This window comes from Prochlorococcus sp. MIT 1342 (assembly GCF_047304495.1).
GTDB classification, from domain to species: Bacteria; Cyanobacteriota; Cyanobacteriia; order PCC-6307; family Cyanobiaceae; genus Prochlorococcus; species Prochlorococcus marinus_D.
Window position 1 is genome coordinate 1,739,939 of the sequence record NZ_CP138957.1, and the last position, 15,698, is coordinate 1,755,636.

The 15,698-nt window shown below is 56.4% G+C and carries 25 protein-coding genes and 1 tRNA gene; 21 read left to right on the plus strand and 5 right to left on the minus strand.

Annotation, left to right across the window (positions count from 1 at the left end; translation table 11 throughout):
- Positions 1 to 135: 135 nt before the first annotated feature.
- From SIB79_RS08960 to SIB79_RS08980, 5 genes are all read right to left on the minus strand, one after another.
- On the minus strand, positions 136 to 912 hold the full coding sequence (locus SIB79_RS08960) for an HAD family hydrolase (protein ID WP_063405126.1): 777 nt from the start codon (positions 910 to 912) through the stop codon (positions 136 to 138).
- A gap of 15 nt (positions 913 to 927) precedes the next feature.
- Positions 928 to 999: transfer RNA gene (locus SIB79_RS08965), tRNA-Gln, on the minus strand.
- A 104-nt stretch (positions 1,000 to 1,103) separates the two neighbouring features.
- Positions 1,104 to 2,741 carry an AAA family ATPase gene (locus SIB79_RS08970; RefSeq protein ID WP_063405124.1) on the minus strand — a complete coding sequence of 546 codons (1,638 nt, stop codon included), beginning with the start codon at positions 2,739 to 2,741 and terminating at the stop codon, positions 1,104 to 1,106.
- A 54-nt stretch (positions 2,742 to 2,795) separates the two neighbouring features.
- Positions 2,796 to 3,767 (minus strand): LdpA C-terminal domain-containing domain, encoded by a 972-nt coding sequence (locus SIB79_RS08975; RefSeq protein WP_063405433.1) that lies wholly within the window; start codon positions 3,765 to 3,767, stop codon positions 2,796 to 2,798.
- 71 nt (positions 3,768 to 3,838) lie between these two features.
- Positions 3,839 to 4,300: an NAD(P)H-quinone oxidoreductase subunit N gene (locus SIB79_RS08980; RefSeq protein ID WP_011131098.1), complete on the minus strand. Its 462-nt coding sequence runs from the start codon at positions 4,298 to 4,300 to the stop codon at positions 3,839 to 3,841.
- 400 nt (positions 4,301 to 4,700) lie between these two features.
- Between SIB79_RS08980 and rplC the strand changes: the two genes are divergently transcribed.
- The 21 genes from rplC to rpmJ all read left to right on the plus strand — a co-directional run bounded on the left by rplC (position 4,701) and on the right by rpmJ (position 15,643).
- Entirely contained in the window at positions 4,701 to 5,357 is a 657-nt protein-coding gene (rplC, locus tag SIB79_RS08985; protein WP_063405122.1) for a 50S ribosomal protein L3, read from the plus strand.
- Complete coding sequence (gene rplD / locus SIB79_RS08990; RefSeq protein ID WP_063405121.1) at positions 5,357 to 5,992, plus strand: 50S ribosomal protein L4; 636 nt, start codon at positions 5,357 to 5,359, stop codon at positions 5,990 to 5,992. Before rplC ends, rplD begins: the two co-directional genes overlap by 1 nt.
- On the plus strand, positions 5,985 to 6,287 hold the full coding sequence (locus SIB79_RS08995) for a 50S ribosomal protein L23 (protein WP_011131101.1): 303 nt from the start codon (positions 5,985 to 5,987) through the stop codon (positions 6,285 to 6,287). The genes rplD and SIB79_RS08995 overlap by 8 nt, the downstream gene beginning before the upstream one ends.
- Positions 6,288 to 6,303: 16 nt before the next feature.
- Positions 6,304 to 7,167, plus strand: a complete 864-nt coding sequence (gene rplB / locus SIB79_RS09000; protein ID WP_063405120.1) for a 50S ribosomal protein L2 — start codon at positions 6,304 to 6,306, stop codon at positions 7,165 to 7,167.
- A gap of 35 nt (positions 7,168 to 7,202) precedes the next feature.
- Positions 7,203 to 7,478: a 30S ribosomal protein S19 gene (gene rpsS / locus SIB79_RS09005; RefSeq protein WP_011131103.1), complete on the plus strand. Its 276-nt coding sequence runs from the start codon at positions 7,203 to 7,205 to the stop codon at positions 7,476 to 7,478.
- 4 nt (positions 7,479 to 7,482) lie between these two features.
- Complete coding sequence (gene rplV, locus SIB79_RS09010) at positions 7,483 to 7,851, plus strand: 50S ribosomal protein L22 (protein WP_011131104.1); 369 nt, start codon at positions 7,483 to 7,485, stop codon at positions 7,849 to 7,851.
- 19 nt (positions 7,852 to 7,870) lie between these two features.
- Positions 7,871 to 8,599, plus strand: a complete 729-nt coding sequence (gene rpsC, locus SIB79_RS09015) for a 30S ribosomal protein S3 (RefSeq protein ID WP_011131105.1) — start codon at positions 7,871 to 7,873, stop codon at positions 8,597 to 8,599.
- A 16-nt stretch (positions 8,600 to 8,615) separates the two neighbouring features.
- Entirely contained in the window at positions 8,616 to 9,092 is a 477-nt protein-coding gene (rplP, locus tag SIB79_RS09020) for a 50S ribosomal protein L16 (protein ID WP_063405118.1), read from the plus strand.
- Between the two features lie 3 nt (positions 9,093 to 9,095).
- Positions 9,096 to 9,308 (plus strand): 50S ribosomal protein L29, encoded by a 213-nt coding sequence (gene rpmC / locus SIB79_RS09025; RefSeq protein WP_011131107.1) that lies wholly within the window; start codon positions 9,096 to 9,098, stop codon positions 9,306 to 9,308.
- A gap of 17 nt (positions 9,309 to 9,325) precedes the next feature.
- A complete protein-coding gene (gene rpsQ / locus SIB79_RS09030) occupies positions 9,326 to 9,592 on the plus strand; it encodes a 30S ribosomal protein S17 (RefSeq protein ID WP_011131108.1) in 267 nt (88 codons plus the stop codon).
- Positions 9,589 to 9,954 carry a 50S ribosomal protein L14 gene (rplN, locus tag SIB79_RS09035; protein WP_011131109.1) on the plus strand — a complete coding sequence of 122 codons (366 nt, stop codon included), beginning with the start codon at positions 9,589 to 9,591 and terminating at the stop codon, positions 9,952 to 9,954. Before rpsQ ends, rplN begins: the two co-directional genes overlap by 4 nt.
- Before the next feature lies 1 nt (position 9,955).
- A complete protein-coding gene (rplX, locus tag SIB79_RS09040; RefSeq protein ID WP_063405117.1) occupies positions 9,956 to 10,312 on the plus strand; it encodes a 50S ribosomal protein L24 in 357 nt (118 codons plus the stop codon).
- Positions 10,313 to 10,431: 119 nt separating this feature from the next.
- The gene (gene rplE / locus SIB79_RS09045; protein WP_011131111.1) at positions 10,432 to 10,971 is read left to right on the plus strand and encodes a 50S ribosomal protein L5; all 540 of its coding nucleotides are present in this window, start codon (positions 10,432 to 10,434) and stop codon (positions 10,969 to 10,971) included.
- Positions 10,972 to 10,995: 24 nt separating this feature from the next.
- Complete coding sequence (gene rpsH / locus SIB79_RS09050; protein ID WP_011131112.1) at positions 10,996 to 11,397, plus strand: 30S ribosomal protein S8; 402 nt, start codon at positions 10,996 to 10,998, stop codon at positions 11,395 to 11,397.
- A 15-nt stretch (positions 11,398 to 11,412) separates the two neighbouring features.
- Positions 11,413 to 11,952, plus strand: coding sequence for a 50S ribosomal protein L6 (rplF, locus tag SIB79_RS09055; RefSeq protein ID WP_011131113.1), 540 nt, complete (start codon positions 11,413 to 11,415; stop codon positions 11,950 to 11,952).
- A 33-nt stretch (positions 11,953 to 11,985) separates the two neighbouring features.
- A complete protein-coding gene (gene rplR, locus SIB79_RS09060; RefSeq protein WP_063405113.1) occupies positions 11,986 to 12,354 on the plus strand; it encodes a 50S ribosomal protein L18 in 369 nt (122 codons plus the stop codon).
- Between the two features lie 14 nt (positions 12,355 to 12,368).
- Positions 12,369 to 12,998, plus strand: coding sequence for a 30S ribosomal protein S5 (gene rpsE, locus SIB79_RS09065; protein WP_011131115.1), 630 nt, complete (start codon positions 12,369 to 12,371; stop codon positions 12,996 to 12,998).
- Between the two features lie 13 nt (positions 12,999 to 13,011).
- A complete protein-coding gene (gene rplO / locus SIB79_RS09070) occupies positions 13,012 to 13,467 on the plus strand; it encodes a 50S ribosomal protein L15 (RefSeq protein ID WP_011131116.1) in 456 nt (151 codons plus the stop codon).
- Positions 13,468 to 13,574: 107 nt separating this feature from the next.
- Entirely contained in the window at positions 13,575 to 14,894 is a 1,320-nt protein-coding gene (gene secY, locus SIB79_RS09075; RefSeq protein WP_011131117.1) for a preprotein translocase subunit SecY, read from the plus strand.
- Between the two features lie 40 nt (positions 14,895 to 14,934).
- Positions 14,935 to 15,483 carry an adenylate kinase gene (locus tag SIB79_RS09080; RefSeq protein ID WP_063405111.1) on the plus strand — a complete coding sequence of 183 codons (549 nt, stop codon included), beginning with the start codon at positions 14,935 to 14,937 and terminating at the stop codon, positions 15,481 to 15,483.
- A gap of 46 nt (positions 15,484 to 15,529) precedes the next feature.
- The gene (gene rpmJ, locus SIB79_RS09085; protein ID WP_011131119.1) at positions 15,530 to 15,643 is read left to right on the plus strand and encodes a 50S ribosomal protein L36; all 114 of its coding nucleotides are present in this window, start codon (positions 15,530 to 15,532) and stop codon (positions 15,641 to 15,643) included.
- Positions 15,644 to 15,698: the final 55 nt, after the last annotated feature.

Below are 15,698 nucleotides of genomic sequence, written 5' to 3' on the forward strand. Positions count from 1 at the left end.
ATTAAACGAGTACCGTCGATTGCTGACCTAGGCGAAGCAAAAAACACTGCGGCAAAGCTGACGGACACCGATCAAAGAGTCCAATACCACCACAACCGCGAACCGCCCCAGATAGTACAGACGTACCCTAACGGATCAGGGCCAACTCGCCAAGGGTGCCGCCAAAGCTTCTGGCTCCAACAGGCGAATACCCATGGGCAAGGTCCGAGAGTCTTCCGGCTTGAGGTAGCCCCAACTCGCCAGATAGCAAGGCAGAGAAGATAGTCCGGGCGTCACGAGCACCGTCTCGAGGGTGGCACGACGATCCTCCACGAAGCCCCGCAGTGGTCGCTCCGCCGCCAACCGCAGCAGCACCTCAGGCTTACTGCCCGACTCATGGCCGTACAACCCATGAGGAGCAAGTTGAAAGCACTTCAACAGTTCAGCGGTGAACTCGGCCCCCTTGGTGGTGAGCACCACCAAGTCGAAGCCTTCACCGTGGAGGCCACGAAGACGCTCAATCACACCAGGGAAAGGGCGGTGGCGAGCCAGCCAATTCAACCGATCGGCCTCCAGCGCACTCCGCCGCACCTGCTCCAAGGCCTCCTGCAACTGACCTGGCTGCCATCCCCAAGCCTCTAAAGCCTGCTGACATCGCAAGTGATAATCGACCGAAAAGGCCTTAGCTCCATGCCGCAGCAAGGGTCCATCAGAACGCAGCAGCTCTGCCGCCAAAAGCACCATCTCCCAACCCTGATGGATCCAGGGCCGGAGTAAACGAAAAGCTTCAGGAGCAGCATCGGGCAAAGGGTCTGGACCAAAGTCAAGACCCACTAACTGCAGACAAGCGTGCCGGGCACTCCACCAGTACTCGCCCATCCCATCAACAATGACACCGTCAAAGTCGAAAACCAACAGGGAGCGAGACGTCAACTGAGGATTGAGAAACTGGGCCGCTAGGATTCGAACCTAGGAATGGCGAGACCAAAACCCGCTGCCTTACCACTTGGCGACGGCCCAATGATCCAGATCATTAGCCGCGCAGAGGAGACTTCACTGGAATCCAGATAGTTACCCACATTGAAGCCACCTTCGTCAATGCATGCTGTTCAAGCAGAGCCATTTCAAGGGGGATAAACCCGCAATCGCTGTTGTTCCGCCTGGCCGAAAACATCACTACTGAGGCGATAGCGCGTCACCAAATCAACCTGCATCTGACGAACCTGCTCGCTACGGGGTAAGAGCTCCACCGGTCGTCCATAGGGCAGCACTACCTTTTCCACAGCCAATCTGCACTCTTCAAGTGCAGCCAGGGCATCTTCCTGATCACCATCCTGAGACTCTGAATGTGAGATCTGATCTTGCGGCCCAGCGCGACGTGCTAGCAGCCGCTCCAGCGCACGCTCTACCTGAGGCAAGGTGTCGGACTTAATCACAAGGACCGGCACACGTGATTCACGCGCCTGACGTCTCAGAGTTGGCTGATGGCCGAGTCCCTTACGGATGCTGAGCACAACGTCAGCCTCATGGAGGTCATCCACCCAACGAACAGGCCAGCCATGACGACGAATAGCCTCATCCACCAGTTGGGGCGTGATTCCACAACAGAGAACATGCAGTGCTCTGTGATCTGCACGATCAGCAGAGATCGCCTCAGCATGATCTTGGGCAGGTGGAGCCGCTCTAGGAGAAGGTGCTTTTGGATCCGGCAGAGGGACCGCTGCCAGAGCAGGACGTGGTGAAGATGATCGACTCGGCTGCGCATCCACGAGCCGCACCGATCCATCAGAGCCCAGCTCCCGCAACTGGGGGCGTGGCAACTGTCCGCGCAGCAACTGATCAACAGTGGCAGCCACGTCGGCATGAATCGACCAACGGTTGCGAGTATTCATTTCAACTGCCACAGGGAAAGTGGGCTCAGCAGCCCTCTCAAGCACAGTCTTCTGCGTGCGTCGCCGCCTTGCCTCTTCATCTCCAAGAGTGACAGCCTGAATCCCGCCAACAAGATCACTAAGGGTTGGATTCTTGATCAAATTCGCCAAAGCATTGCCATGGGCCGTAGCCACAAGCTGCACCCCCCGTTCAGCGATCGTGCGCGCAGCCTGGGCCTCTAGCTCCGTACCGATTTCATCAATCACGATGACTTCCGGCATGTGGTTCTCCACGGCCTCAATCATGACCTGATGCTGTTGTTCTGGCAGAGACACTTGCATGCGCCTGGCCCGACCAATAGCTGGATGTGGAATATCCCCGTCACCAGCAATCTCGTTACTGGTGTCAATCACCACAACCCTGCGCTGCAGATCATCAGCAAGAACCCTGGCAATCTCACGCAGCGCGGTGGTCTTCCCAACTCCTGGGCGCCCCATCAACAAGAGCGATTGACCACTATCCAGCAAATCTCTCACCATCGCCACGGTGCCAAAAACGGCCCTTCCCACACGGCAGGTGAGGCCCACCACCTCTCGCTGGCGATTACGAATAGCACTGATGCGATGCAGAGTTCGTTCAATGCCAGCACGGTTGTCAGCACCAAACTGGCCCAATCGATCAACAGTGGTTTGCAGGTCATCGCGCGTGAGGCACTGCTCTCCTAAAGCAAGCGCTCGTCCCGGATAGCGTGCTTCAGGCACTCTGCCGAGATCCAAGACCACCTCGAGTAACTGCTCCCGGCTATTGGGTGTCGCCAAAGCCTGCTGAACCGCAAGAGGCAACAAATCCAACAATCGGTCTAGATCATCAGTAATACGCTTTGGCTTCATGGCCCTCAGCCCCAGCCATGCAGAGATGGCTCCCCTAATGGCCTTCTAGCAGGCTTACGACCCAGATTGGCGGAACAGCCATGGACGAACAAGCTGCTCTGCCTGCGCAAGAGCAGCTTGCCAACCCTCAGGCCATTCTCTCAGGCTCACATGCCTGGCCTCTGCTTCAAGCAACCAGGGCTGAAGGAGACGACGAGCCATGCCGCCAAAGGCAATGCCTGCCGGCCCATGCTCAGTAGAGAGATAGGTGATCGTGTGGGCATTGGTGCCCCCCGCTAACTGGAGGGGGCCAGGCGGAGCCAATGGCCGCAGCTTCCGCCAGAGCGCTACAGCAACTCGAGCCGTTCCTGACCCGATATCGCCACTCATGGGTCGGCCATCAAGCTGCCAAAGAGGTCTTTGCCCAGAACGCCTTAAACAAACATATCTTTGCCACAACTCACTTGCTAAAGCCTCAACCGTGAGCCCATGCCCCTCAAGGCCACAGCTCACCCCAATCCGCTGCAGAGGCACCTGAGCCGACATCAGCTCTGCAACTGTGGATTCAAAGGCCTCAGCCCGCCCAGGTGCCGTGTGAATCTCGACTGCATCAGGATGCAATTCCACCAACATAGGTCCGAAATCTTTCAGTTCAAGTCGCCGGTCATGTTCATCGATCAAACCAAGCGGACAAGTCGGCAGACATCGTCCACAGCCATAACAACGGCTTAACTGAACCCCCCCTTGCTCACCAATAGCCTCAGCAGGACAAGCATGTTGACAAGGCCGCGAACAATCGCTTGGACAGCGAGCAGGATCAAACCAAGCTTTTCGAAAATGGGCATCCTTGCCATCGCTGATGCTCACCATCAACCAAGGACGAAAACCACTCCGCGCTTGCACCCAATCAAGCCCCTGACGAGCTGCCCTGACAACGGCAGCATCGGCCGCCACATCCACACAGTGAATACCAGCCGCAGCAAAAACCGCACAAAGGTCTGTTATGGAAAGCAAATCCTGATTACTGGCACCACAGATCAACTTCACCCAAGACCCACTGGCCAGGGCGAGCTCACCGCGAAGAGCACTCTGCTGGAAAGGGTTAGAAGGAATAGTGTTCAGTCCCCGAGCAAAGTGGACATCGGCTGCCAATTCAAACTGCGAGCACCCCCCATCTCAACAACGACCCGTAAACGCGACTCACGCTTACAAAGATCACAAAGCGCCAAGAGCTCAGATCTTGACAGCACCTGCCCCTCCAAAAGCCAGAGCACCACAGGAGCGTTGTCGACAAATAATTCAGCCAACTGGGGCATCACCTGCTGAACCTCACCGACAGCCCCATTGCGCCCAACGCTTTGATGCCCGAGATGAGGAGGCCGAATGCCGTGCAGCTCAAACAGAAACACCTCCGGATCGCCAAGCCCCCGAGCTGAGCTCAGCTGGGTGCGGTATCCAGCAGCCCGAAGCCTTCGCAGCAAACGGGTTTCACTGCCACCTTCAAGGGGAACATGCATGGCCAGACAGCCGCAAGCATCCAGGTCACGGCGAAACACCCGACCAGAAAGCAACAGCGGCATGACGACATCACTCAAGTAGCCATGAGTCTGCCAGCAGGTTCGGAAAATATTTAATTGGCGTAAGTAGTGGTGTAAGGTCTTATTTTGGTTCCTATTTCTGTGCCCGTCCGCTAGCCGGGCCTCCAGAAGACGAATCAGATCCGACGATTGCGCCGGATCCCTAGGCCAGAGCAGGAAAGGGATTTATCCCTATAACTGCCGGGAAACTGATTGACTCAAAAGGTCGACCAAGTCCCAGCCAGCTGATTTGCTCGCTAGCCCTATCCGAAATTGCCTCAGCCGCCGTTTCTTACGGCACAAGCTCTTTCGGCGACGACTGCGCTCCCTTGATCAGCACTGAATCACAACCCCCCGACCGGAAAACGGACGGCGGACATCCACGCTGGCGTTTTTACCTTCCATGTCAATCGGCATCCTTGGGAAGAAACTGGGCATGTCTCAGTTCTTCGACGATCAAGGCAGAGCCATCCCGGTCACCCTGATCGAGGCGGGGCCCTGCCGCATCACCCAACTCAAGACTTCTGACATCGACGGTTATGCCGCCGTTCAGATCGGTTTCGGTGATACCCGCGAAAAATTGATCAACAAGCCTTCCAAAGGGCACCTCACCAAATCTGGCGAGGTTCTCTTGAAGCATCTACGCGAATATCGCGTCGAGGGCCTTGAAGGCCTAGAGCTGGGAGCAGCGATCACCGTCGGCAGCTTTGAAGCTGGCCAGAAGGTAGACGTCAGCGGCGACACGATGGGGCGTGGTTTCGCTGGTTATCAAAAGCGCCACGGCTTCAGCCGTGGTCCGATGAGCCACGGTTCCAAAAACCATCGAGAGCCAGGCTCCACAGGTGCTGGAACCACGCCAGGAAGGATTTATCCAGGCAAACGCATGGCTGGCCGCTACGGCGGCAAAAAGCGCACCACCCGTGGACTCACCATCCTCAAAGTGGACAGCAACCGCAATCTCCTGGTGGTGAAGGGGTCGGTGCCTGGCAAGCCAGGCGCCCTGCTCAACATCAGACCCGCAAAACGCGTAGGCAACAAGCCTGCTCAAGGAGGTAAGTGATGGCTGAATGTGTTGTTCACGACTGGCAGGGCAAGGAAGCCGGCAAGGCAAGCCTTGAACTCAAAGTTTCTAAAGAAACCACGGCTGTTGATCTCATGCACCGTGCAGTGCTCAGGCAGCAGGCCCATAGCCGTCAGGGAACGGCAAGCACCCTCACTCGTGCCGAGGTTCGTGGTGGTGGACGCAAGCCCTATAAGCAAAAGGGCACCGGCCGTGCCCGCCAGGGAACGATCCGCACCCCCTTACGCCCAGGCGGCGGCATCATCTTCGGACCAAAGCCAAGGACCTACAACCTGGCGATGAACCGAAAGGAACGTCGTCTGGCCCTACGCACCGCGCTGATGGCCCGTATTGAGGACGTCATTGTGGTCAAAGACTTTGGCAACAGCCTGAAGGTCCCCAAGACCAGAGAGATCTCAGACGCCCTTGTAAGGCTCGGCCTTGCCGCAGATGCAAAGGTTTTGATCATTCTTTCCACACCCTCCGAGATCATCCGACGCTCCGTGCGCAATCTCGAAAAGGTGAAACTGATCGCCGCCGATCAACTCAACGTCTTCGATTTGCTCCACGCCAATTCTCTGGTGCTGAGCGAGGAGGCTCTCGCCAAGATCCAGGAGGTTTACGGAGATGACTGAACGTTTCAATGATCGGCTGGCGGATGTGATCCGCCGTCCACTAATCACGGAAAAGGCGACCAGCGCACTGGAACAAAACCAGTACACCTTTGAGGTTGACCATCGTGCCGCCAAGCCTGACATCAAGGCAGCCGTAGAACAACTCTTCGATGTCCGTGTGGTGGGCATCAGCACCATGAATCCTCCACGGCGCAGCCGTCGAGTGGGTCGTTTCACTGGCAAGCGAGCCCAGGTCAAAAAAGCAATCGTGCGGCTTGCCGAAGGCAACACGATCCAACTCTTCCCTGAGTCCTGAGGGGTCTGAAAACATCATGGCAATCCGTACCTTCCGCCCTTACACCCCAGGAACACGCACCAGGGTGGTCACAGACTTCAATGAGGTCACCGGCCGTAAACCCGAGCGTTCTCTTGTGGTGGCCAAACATCGCCGCAAGGGTCGCAACAACAGAGGTGTGATCACCTGCCGCCATCGCGGTGGCGGGCACAAGCGCCTATACCGCATCGTCGATTTCCGTCGCAATAAGCACGGCATTCCGGCCAAAGTGGCGGCGATCCATTACGACCCCCATCGCAAGGCCCACCTAGCACTGCTTTTCTATACTGATGGCGAGAAGCGCTATATCATTGCTCCCGCCGGGATCGCCATTGGTCAGCAGCTGATTTCAGGCCCGGAATCACCGATCGAGACAGGCAATGCTTTGCCACTCTCAGCCATCCCTCTTGGCTCCAGCGTCCACAACGTTGAGCTTTATGCCGGCCGGGGTGGCCAAATGGCACGTACGGCCGGCTCAAGTGCACAAGTGATGGCCAAGGAGGGTGACTACGTCGCTCTCAAGCTGCCCTCCACTGAAGTCCGCCTTGTGCGCAATGAGTGCTACGCCACTCTCGGCGAAGTAGGCAACTCGGAAGTGCGCAACACCAGCCTGGGCAAGGCTGGACGCCGGCGTTGGCTAGGGCGTCGCCCCCAAGTTCGCGGCAGTGTGATGAACCCCTGTGACCACCCTCATGGTGGTGGCGAAGGACGTGCACCGATCGGCCGCTCAGGCCCGGTGACACCCTGGGGCAAACCTGCCCTGGGTCTCAAGACGCGTAAGCGGAACAAGCCCAGCAATCGGTTCGTTCTTCGGAAACGTCGCCGCACCTCCAAACGCAGCCGAGGAGGACGCGATTCCTGATGCCAATCACTGTTCTGCCGTTCGCTTAACCCGCCATGGGACGTTCATTAAAAAAAGGCCCATTCATTGCTGACAGCCTGCTTCGCAAGCTGGAAAAGCAAAATGCTGACGATGACAAGTCGGTGATCAAAACCTGGTCTCGAGCCTCCACCATCCTGCCAATGATGATCGGCCATACCATTGCCGTTCACAACGGCAGGAGCCATGTGCCGGTGTTCATCACCGAGCAGATGGTTGGGCACAAGCTGGGTGAATTTGCTCCCACCCGCACCTTCAAAGGCCACATCAAAGACAAAAAAGGAGGCCGCTGAGACCATGACGACCTCATCCCCCACGACGACAACTATCGCCAAGGCCCACGGCCGCTTCATACGCGGATCCGTATCAAAAGTACGGCGAGTGCTCGATCAAATCCGCGGTCGCACCTATCGCGACGCGCTGATCATGCTCGAGTTCATGCCTTACCGCTCCACTGGCCCGATCACAAAAGTTCTGAGGTCAGCTGTGGCCAATGCAGAACACAACCTGGGTCTTGATCCAGCATCGCTTGTGATAGCCCAAGCCAGCGCCGACATGGGTCCATCCATGAAGCGCTATCGGCCCCGAGCTCAAGGTCGCGCTTTCGCGATCAAGAAGCAAACCTGCCACATCAGCATTGCTGTGGCAGCCCAGACCGACTCCTGACCCCCGAGGACACCGACCGATGGGACACAAAATCCATCCAACCGGCTTACGCCTGGGGATCACCCAGGAGCACCGATCTCGCTGGTACGCCACCAGCAAGATGTACCCAATCCTCCTTCAGGAGGACGACAGGATCCGTCGATTCATCCATAAGAAGTACGGCGCAGCAGGCATCAGCGATGTGTTGATTGCCCGCAAGGCTGACCAACTCGAAGTGGAGCTGAAGACTGCACGACCAGGTGTCCTCGTTGGCCGCCAGGGCAGTGGCATCGAAGAGCTGCGAACCGGCATCCAAAAAACCATCGGTGATCACAGCCGACAGGTTCGGATCAACGTCGTTGAAGTCGAGCGCGTCGATGCCGATGCCTTCCTGCTGGCCGAGTACATCGCCCAGCAGCTCGAGAAGCGAGTCGCCTTCCGCCGCACCATCCGCATGGCCGTACAACGGGCCCAGCGAGCGGGTGTACTGGGCTTAAAAATCCAGGTTGGTGGTCGGCTCAACGGCGCCGAAATCGCTCGCACCGAATGGACCCGCGAAGGCCGTGTGCCTCTACACACCCTTCGCGCCGAGATCGACTACGCCACAAAAGTGGCTAGCACTACCTACGGAGTCCTAGGCATCAAGGTCTGGATCTTCAAAGGCGAAGTACTGGGAGACGAGGCCCAGACAATGCCTGTGGGTGCAAGCCCACGGCGCAGGGGCAATCGTCGACCCCAACAATTCGAAGATCGCTCAAACGAGGGTTGATGAGGAGGCCTGAACCATGCTGAGTCCAAAACGCGTCAAATTCCGCAAACAGCAACGAGGCCGTATGCGCGGCGTCGCCACCAGGGGTAACAACATTGCCTTTGGAGAGTTTGCCTTGCAAGCCCAGGAATGCGGCTGGATTACCTCACGCCAAATCGAGGCCAGCCGCCGAGCCATGACCCGCTACGTCAAACGGGGTGGAAAGATCTGGATCCGGATCTTCCCAGACAAGCCAGTCACTATGCGTCCCGCTGAAACACGCATGGGCTCTGGCAAGGGCAACCCTGAATTTTGGGTTGCCGTCATTAAGCCAGGTCGGATTCTGTTCGAAATGGGCGGTGCAGAGATCACCGAAGACATTGCTAGGGAAGCCATGCGCCTTGCCCAGTACAAACTGCCCATCAAAACAAAGTTCATCGGCCTGGACGACCAAGAGAAGGTTGCTGGTAGCGACAAGCCTGCCAGTGTGCCCGCCATCACCGCGGAGTCCTGACCCATGGCCCATCCCAAAGCCGCCGAAGTGCGCAAACTCACCGACGCCGACATCACAGAGCAGATCGATGGCATCCGCCGAGAGCTGTTCGATCTCCGCTTTCAGCAAGCCACCCGGCAGCTGAGCAATACGCACCGCTTCAAAGAGGCCCGCATCAAGCTGGCGCAGCTCTTGACGGTGCAGAAGGAGCGCAGCCGCTCCGCCGCCTCCTCCTGATTTTCCCCTTAGAACCCATGGCACTCAAGGAAAGGCTCGGCACCGTCGTCAGCGACAAGATGGACAAAACAGTAGTGGTAGCGGTGGAAAACCGCTTCCCCCATCCCATCTATCAGAAGACGGTCAGCCGAACCACCCGATATAAAGCCCACGACGCTGGTAACACCTGCCGTGTCGGTGATCGCGTGCGCATCACTGAGACACGCCCTCTCAGCCGATCAAAGCGTTGGACGGTTGCTGAAGTCCTTAGCCACAGTCCCAAAGCTCAAGAGGTCTCCACATGATTCAGCAAGAATCCTTCCTCACTGTTGCCGATAACAGTGGCGCCAAGCGAATCCAATGCATCCGTGTTCTGGGCTCAAACCGTCGCTATGCCCATGTAGGCGACGTCATCGTGGCAGCCGTCAAAGACGCGATGCCAAATATGAGCGTCAAGAAATCCGAGGTCGTCAAAGCTGTGGTGGTGCGCACAAAAGCAACCCTGCGCCGAGATACTGGCAACTCGATTCGTTTCGACGACAACGCCGCAGTGCTCATTAACGAGGACAAAAACCCTAGAGGCACGCGTGTTTTTGGACCGGTGGCTCGGGAACTTCGCGAGCGCAACTTCACCAAAATCGTATCCCTCGCTCCGGAGGTGATCTGAAATGCCTATCGCAACCCCCAAACAAAAAGCCACTCAGCGCATCAAGATGCGCATCCATAAAGGGGACACCGTCCAAGTCATCACAGGCAAGGACAAAGGAAAAACTGGCGAAGTGTTACGCACTCTGCCCATAGAGAACCGCGTCATTGTGCAGGGCGTCAACATTCGCACCCGTCACGTCAAACCCACCCAAGAGGGAGAAAGCGGCAGGATTGTCACAGAGGAAGCGTCCGTACACGCCTCCAACGTGATGCTCTATTCCAATAAAAAAAAGATCGCCAGTCGTGTGGAGCTGGTTGTCGAAAAAGACGGCAGCAAAAAACGCCGCCTCAAAAAAACCGGAGAGTTGATCGACTAATCACAGCTCAAACCACAGAACCCTGGGCCATCTAAATCACAATTTCCAGCCCACCAACTTCCCTTTCTTCCCAATCCCCGATCTTCTGACCACGTCCAGAAGAACCCTTCCACCAAGCCATGTCACTCAAACAGCGCTACCGGGAGACCATTCAGCCCAAACTGCTGAAGGACCTAAGTCTCTCGAATATTCACGAAGTCCCCAAGGTGCTAAAAATCACCGTCAACCGAGGGCTCGGTGAGGCCGCCCAAAACGCAAAGTCCTTGGAGGCCTCAATTACTGAACTGGCTACTATCACTGGCCAGAAAGTTGTCGTAACTAGGGCGAAGAAGGCTATCGCTGGCTTCAAAATCAGGCAGGGAATGCCCATAGGTTGCGCCGTCACACTCCGCGGAGAGCGGATGTATGCCTTCCTGGAGCGCCTGATCAATCTTGCACTGCCCAGAATCCGGGACTTCCGCGGTGTCAGCCCAAAGAGTTTTGACGGCCGTGGAAACTACACCCTTGGAGTGAGGGAGCAACTCATCTTCCCTGAGATTTCCTTCGACAAGATCGATGCCATCAGGGGTATGGACATCACCATCGTGACCAGCGCCCGTACGGATGAAGAGGGCCAATCCCTCCTCCGAGAGATGGGAATGCCGTTCCGCAGCAATTAAGCCCTCTTCGGAGACGACTGAACTATGGCCAACCACGATCCAATCTCAGACATGCTCACACGCATCCGCAATGCGAGTGAAAAACGTCACCAAACCACCCGCGTTCCTGCCTCCCGCATGTCACGCAGTATTGCCAAAGTCCTACAGCAAGAGGGCTTCATCTCTGAAATCAGCGAAGAAGGTGAAGGTGTACGCACCCATCTAGTCCTCGAATTGAAGTACAGCGGCAAACACCGCCATCCCACCATCCGCTCAATGCAGCGGGTGAGCAAGCCAGGCCTGCGCATCTACAAGAACACCCGCGCCCTGCCCAAAGTCCTTGGTGGCCTTGGGATGGCAATCATCTCCACTTCCAAAGGCGTGATGAGCGACCGCGATGCCCGCAAACAGGGCGTTGGCGGAGAAGTGCTCTGTTACGTGTACTGACCCGGAACCTGAACCATGTCTCGTATCGGTAAGAATCCCATCCCCATCCCCGACAAGGTGGCTGTAACCCTTGATGGTCTTGCAGTCAGCGTCAAGGGCCCCAAAGGAGAACTGAGCCGCACCCTTCCCGAAGGCGTCAGCGTCAGTCAGGTGGAGAACACAATTGTGGTTACACCCACAAGTCAGAAACGTAAGTCGCGTGAGCGTCACGGTCTCTGTCGCTCGCTTGTCGCCAACATGGTTGAAGGGGTGAGCAAGGGCTACACGCGCAAACTAGAACTCATCGGTGTGGGCTCACGTGCACAAGTGAAAGGGAAAAAGCTTGTAGTGAGTGCCGGCTTCAGCCATCCGGTAGAAATGGACCCACCCGAAGGAGTCACCTTTGCAGTAGAGAACAACACCAACGTCACCGTCTCAGGTGCAGACAAGGAGCTGGTGGGCAACGAAGCTGCAAAGATCCGAGCCATTCGTCCTCCTGAGCCCTACAAGGGCAAGGGGATCAGATACGAGGGCGAACGGATCCTGCGCAAAGCCGGCAAATCCGGCAAGAAATAGAGGTCTGCCTGACTTCCCTCCGCATTACCCACCATGTCTAACCTCTCCCGAAAGCAGCAGACCCAAAAGCGCCATCGGCGCCTGCGGAGCCATCTCAAGGGCACCGCCCAGCGTCCGCGCCTGGCTGTATTCCGCTCCAACAACCACATTTATGCCCAGGTTATTGATGACGAGGCCCAAAACACCCTTTGCGCCGCCTCAACTCTCGACAAGGACTTACGCACCAGCCTTAAAGCCGATGGCAGCAGCTGTGACGCCTCCAATGCCGTCGGGGACTTAGTCGCAAAACGCGCCCTCGCCAAGGGCATCCAACAGGTGGTCTTCGATCGCGGCGGCAACCTGTACCACGGCCGAGTGAAATCCCTCGCCGATGCCGCCCGTGAGGCGGGCCTTCAGTTCTGATCCCTGCTCTCACCATGACCCAACCCAACACCCAGACCACCCCAAATGACGTCCCCGCAGCTGCGGAAGGCCAACAAGAACAACAACAACAGCAACGCCGTGGCGGGGGACGAGAGCGCAGAGGTGGCGGACGCCGTGGCGACCGCCGTGGCCAAGAGCGTGATTCCGAATGGCAAGAACGAGTCGTTCAGATTCGCCGCGTCTCCAAGACCGTAAAAGGTGGGAAAAAGATGAGTTTCCGGGCCATTGTGGTTGTCGGCAACGAGCGTGGCCAAGTGGGTGTTGGAGTCGGTAAAGCCGGCGATGTGATCGGTGCTGTTCGCAAGGGTGTTGCTGATGGCAAGAAGCACCTGGTCAAGGTTCCTCTCACTCGTCACAACTCCATCCCCACCCTGTCCAACGGACGCGATGGTGCTGCCAACGTGCTCATCCGCCCCGCTGCCCCAGGAACAGGGGTCATTGCGGGCGGTTCAATTCGCACAGTTCTGGAATTAGCCGGAATCAAAAACGTTCTAGCCAAGCGTCTTGGCAGCAAAACCCCTCTAAACAATGCCCGAGCTGCCATGGTGGCTCTGGCAAGTCTCCGCACCCATAAGGAGACCGCAAAGGAACGGGGGATCTCCCTCGAGCAGATCTACTCCTGATTCCCCTATGACTATGACTACTCTTCGACTCGACTCTCTCAAAGCCAACGTAGGTGCAAGGCGCCGCAAAATGCGTAAAGGTCGCGGTATTGCCGCTGGCCAAGGAGCAAGCTGTGGTTTCGGCATGCGTGGCCAAAAGTCCCGATCTGGTCGCCCTACCCGCCCGGGCTTCGAAGGCGGCCAGATGCCTCTCTATAGGCGCGTACCCAAACTCAAACACTTCACCACAGTGAACTCAAAAGAGTTCACTGTGGTGAACGTAGCGGCCCTCAATGAGCTCAAGGCGGGTAGCACCATCAATCTCGACACCCTTGTGAAAAATGGTGTTGTCACTAGTCCCAAATACCCTTTAAAGGTACTTGGCAATGGAGAACTCAAAGTCAAGCTGACCATTCAGGCCGCTGCATTCACAGCTACAGCCCGCAGCAAGATCGAAGCCGCTGGCGGCACATGCGAAATCCTTGACTGAAACGATGCCAAGTCAATACACCTGCATATCTATGGTCTGAGCAGTCAGACAAGTCTTCAGTCAACGGACTGCTCTATTGCTTCAAACCCACCCAATCCCTTCTCTCAATGTTCGTCAGTCGGGGTCGCAACCCCAGTGCCGCTGAAGTCATAAGCCAATTGGTGCGCAACCCAGAGCTGCGCGGCAGAGTGCTGACCACACTGGGATTACTGCTTTTTATTCGCCTCGGCATCTACATCCCAATGCCAGGTATTGATCGGGTGGCATTTCAGAGCTTCCTGCAACAGGGCGGACAACTGATCGGCTTTCTAGATATTTTCACCGGTGGAGGCATCTCCACCCTGGGGATTTTCGCTCTTGGGATCCTCCCATTCATCAACGCCTCAATCATTCTCCAGTTACTCACCGCAGCCTTACCCCAACTCGAGGACCTGCAAAAAAACGAAGGCGAGGCTGGTCGTCGCAAGATCGCACAGATCACCCGCTATGTAGCTCTTGGCTGGGGTCTAGTTCAAAGTGTGATTTTTGCCCTGATCCTCCGCCAGTACGCCGTTGAAGGGCTCAGCGAGGTCGTCTTTGTCGTGCAGACAGCCCTGGCATTAGTAACAGGCTCGATGATCGTGATGTGGATGAGCGAAATCATCACTGACCGAGGGATTGGTCAAGGGGCCTCCCTTGTGATCTTCCTGAACATCGTTGCCACCCTGCCAAAAGCACTGGCTTCAACAATTGAAAAAGCACAAACCGGCGATCGCGGCGATGTGGTCGGCATCATTGTGCTCGTGATGGTTTTCCTAATGACAATCGTTGGGATCATCTTCGTGCAGGAAGGATCACGCCGTCTGCCGATTGTGAGCGCAAAACGACAGATAGGTGGAACCAATTTGCTACCAAACCGCCAGAGCTATCTACCTCTGAAGCTGAATGCTGGTGGTGTGATGCCAATCATCTTTGCTTCTGCACTGATCTTTCTACCAATCACCATTGCAAACTTCACCAAAAACCCTTTACTCATCAGGGCTGCAAGCACTCTTAACCCAAGTGCCGCTAATCCATGGCCCTATGCCTTGGTGTTTTTCGCGCTGATTGTCGGCTTTTCTTACTTTTACGCCTCACTCACCATCAATCCAATAGACATCGCCACAAACCTCAAACGGGGAGGCGTGGCCATCCCAGGAGTGAGGCCAGGCAGTGCTACAGCGAACTACCTATCAGGGGTTCAGAACCGACTGACCCTGCTGGGCGGATTGTTCCTCGGTGCAGTTGCGATCATTCCCGCCGCGGTGGAACGCGCCACCAACGTTCAGACCTTTCAAGGCCTCGGAGCTACGTCACTGCTGATCCTTGTAGGTGTTGCCATCGACACCGCAAAACAAGTTCAGACCTATGTGATTTCTCAACGCTACGAAGGCCTTGTCCGCCAATGAACGATTCCCCACTTCACCTGAAAGCCCTTTTTTGCCATCCATGAAGCAACGTCTCCTATTCCTAGGGCCCCCTGGCGCAGGCAAAGGGACCCAGGCTGAACGTCTCTGCGCAGCCCATGAATTAATGCACCTATCTACTGGTGATTTACTGCGTAGTGAGGTCGGCGCCAAAACACCCCTTGGTCAGGAGGCGGCTGCTGTTATGAACCGAGGCGAGCTGGTCAGCGATGAGCTGGTGCTCGCCATCGTCGAAAATCAACTCAAGAACCAAAATGGTGGTTGGCTCTTGGATGGTTTTCCACGCACCTTGATCCAAGCCACAGCACTCGAACCCTTACTTGAGGAACTCAAGCAACCAATTGAGGCTGTTGTACTACTGGAACTCAACGATGCAGTGTTAATTGAACGGTTAATTTCCCGAGGCCGCAGTGATGACAACGAAAGCGTGATTCGTAATCGCCTTGAGGTCTACCGCGAGAAAACAGCCCCCCTCATCGACCATTACCGCCAACAAGGACTGCTGCAAACGGTGGAAGCCCACGGCAGTATCGAATCAATCGCTATCAGCATCGAAAAATCCTTATGTTGACCTACGTGGTATGGTTGCCGTTTGGAAATTTGGAGAGCCACACTCCATGAAGGTGCGTGCCTCGGTCAAGAAAATGTGTGACAAATGCCGGGTGATCCGCCGCCACGGCAGGGTCATGGTGATCTGCTCCACCCCTAAGCACAAGCAGCGTCAGGGATAACTCCCTGTTGCTCATTGTTGATTGAACACCCCTGAATTGGGCCTTCAATCATCAA

Bases quoted from the DNA above. Each gene is read 5' to 3' on its own strand.
- rpmC (WP_011131107.1), top strand. From the start codon at position 9,096: ATGGCCCATCCCAAAGCCGCCGAAGTGCGCAAACTCACCGACGCCGAC.
- rplO (WP_011131116.1), top strand. From the start codon at position 13,012: ATGACTACTCTTCGACTCGACTCTCTCAAAGCCAACGTAGGTGCAAGG.
- rplC (WP_063405122.1), top strand. From the start codon at position 4,701: ATGTCAATCGGCATCCTTGGGAAGAAACTGGGCATGTCTCAGTTCTTC.
- rplB (WP_063405120.1), top strand. From the start codon at position 6,304: ATGGCAATCCGTACCTTCCGCCCTTACACCCCAGGAACACGCACCAGG.
- SIB79_RS09080 (WP_063405111.1), top strand. From the start codon at position 14,935: ATGAAGCAACGTCTCCTATTCCTAGGGCCCCCTGGCGCAGGCAAAGGG.
- rpsE (WP_011131115.1), top strand. From the start codon at position 12,369: ATGACCCAACCCAACACCCAGACCACCCCAAATGACGTCCCCGCAGCT.
- rpsS (WP_011131103.1), top strand. From the start codon at position 7,203: ATGGGACGTTCATTAAAAAAAGGCCCATTCATTGCTGACAGCCTGCTT.
- rplF (WP_011131113.1), top strand. From the start codon at position 11,413: ATGTCTCGTATCGGTAAGAATCCCATCCCCATCCCCGACAAGGTGGCT.
- SIB79_RS08980 (WP_011131098.1), bottom strand. From the start codon at position 4,300: ATGCCGCTGTTGCTTTCTGGTCGGGTGTTTCGCCGTGACCTGGATGCT.
- rplR (WP_063405113.1), top strand. From the start codon at position 11,986: ATGTCTAACCTCTCCCGAAAGCAGCAGACCCAAAAGCGCCATCGGCGC.
- rpmJ (WP_011131119.1), top strand. From the start codon at position 15,530: ATGAAGGTGCGTGCCTCGGTCAAGAAAATGTGTGACAAATGCCGGGTG.
- rpsC (WP_011131105.1), top strand. From the start codon at position 7,871: ATGGGACACAAAATCCATCCAACCGGCTTACGCCTGGGGATCACCCAG.
- SIB79_RS08970 (WP_063405124.1), bottom strand. From the start codon at position 2,741: ATGAAGCCAAAGCGTATTACTGATGATCTAGACCGATTGTTGGATTTG.
- rplP (WP_063405118.1), top strand. From the start codon at position 8,616: ATGCTGAGTCCAAAACGCGTCAAATTCCGCAAACAGCAACGAGGCCGT.
- rplE (WP_011131111.1), top strand. From the start codon at position 10,432: ATGTCACTCAAACAGCGCTACCGGGAGACCATTCAGCCCAAACTGCTG.
- rpsH (WP_011131112.1), top strand. From the start codon at position 10,996: ATGGCCAACCACGATCCAATCTCAGACATGCTCACACGCATCCGCAAT.
- rplV (WP_011131104.1), top strand. From the start codon at position 7,483: ATGACGACCTCATCCCCCACGACGACAACTATCGCCAAGGCCCACGGC.
- secY (WP_011131117.1), top strand. From the start codon at position 13,575: ATGTTCGTCAGTCGGGGTCGCAACCCCAGTGCCGCTGAAGTCATAAGC.
- rpsQ (WP_011131108.1), top strand. From the start codon at position 9,326: ATGGCACTCAAGGAAAGGCTCGGCACCGTCGTCAGCGACAAGATGGAC.
- SIB79_RS08995 (WP_011131101.1), top strand. From the start codon at position 5,985: ATGACTGAACGTTTCAATGATCGGCTGGCGGATGTGATCCGCCGTCCA.
- rplN (WP_011131109.1), top strand. From the start codon at position 9,589: ATGATTCAGCAAGAATCCTTCCTCACTGTTGCCGATAACAGTGGCGCC.
- rplX (WP_063405117.1), top strand. From the start codon at position 9,956: ATGCCTATCGCAACCCCCAAACAAAAAGCCACTCAGCGCATCAAGATG.
- rplD (WP_063405121.1), top strand. From the start codon at position 5,357: ATGGCTGAATGTGTTGTTCACGACTGGCAGGGCAAGGAAGCCGGCAAG.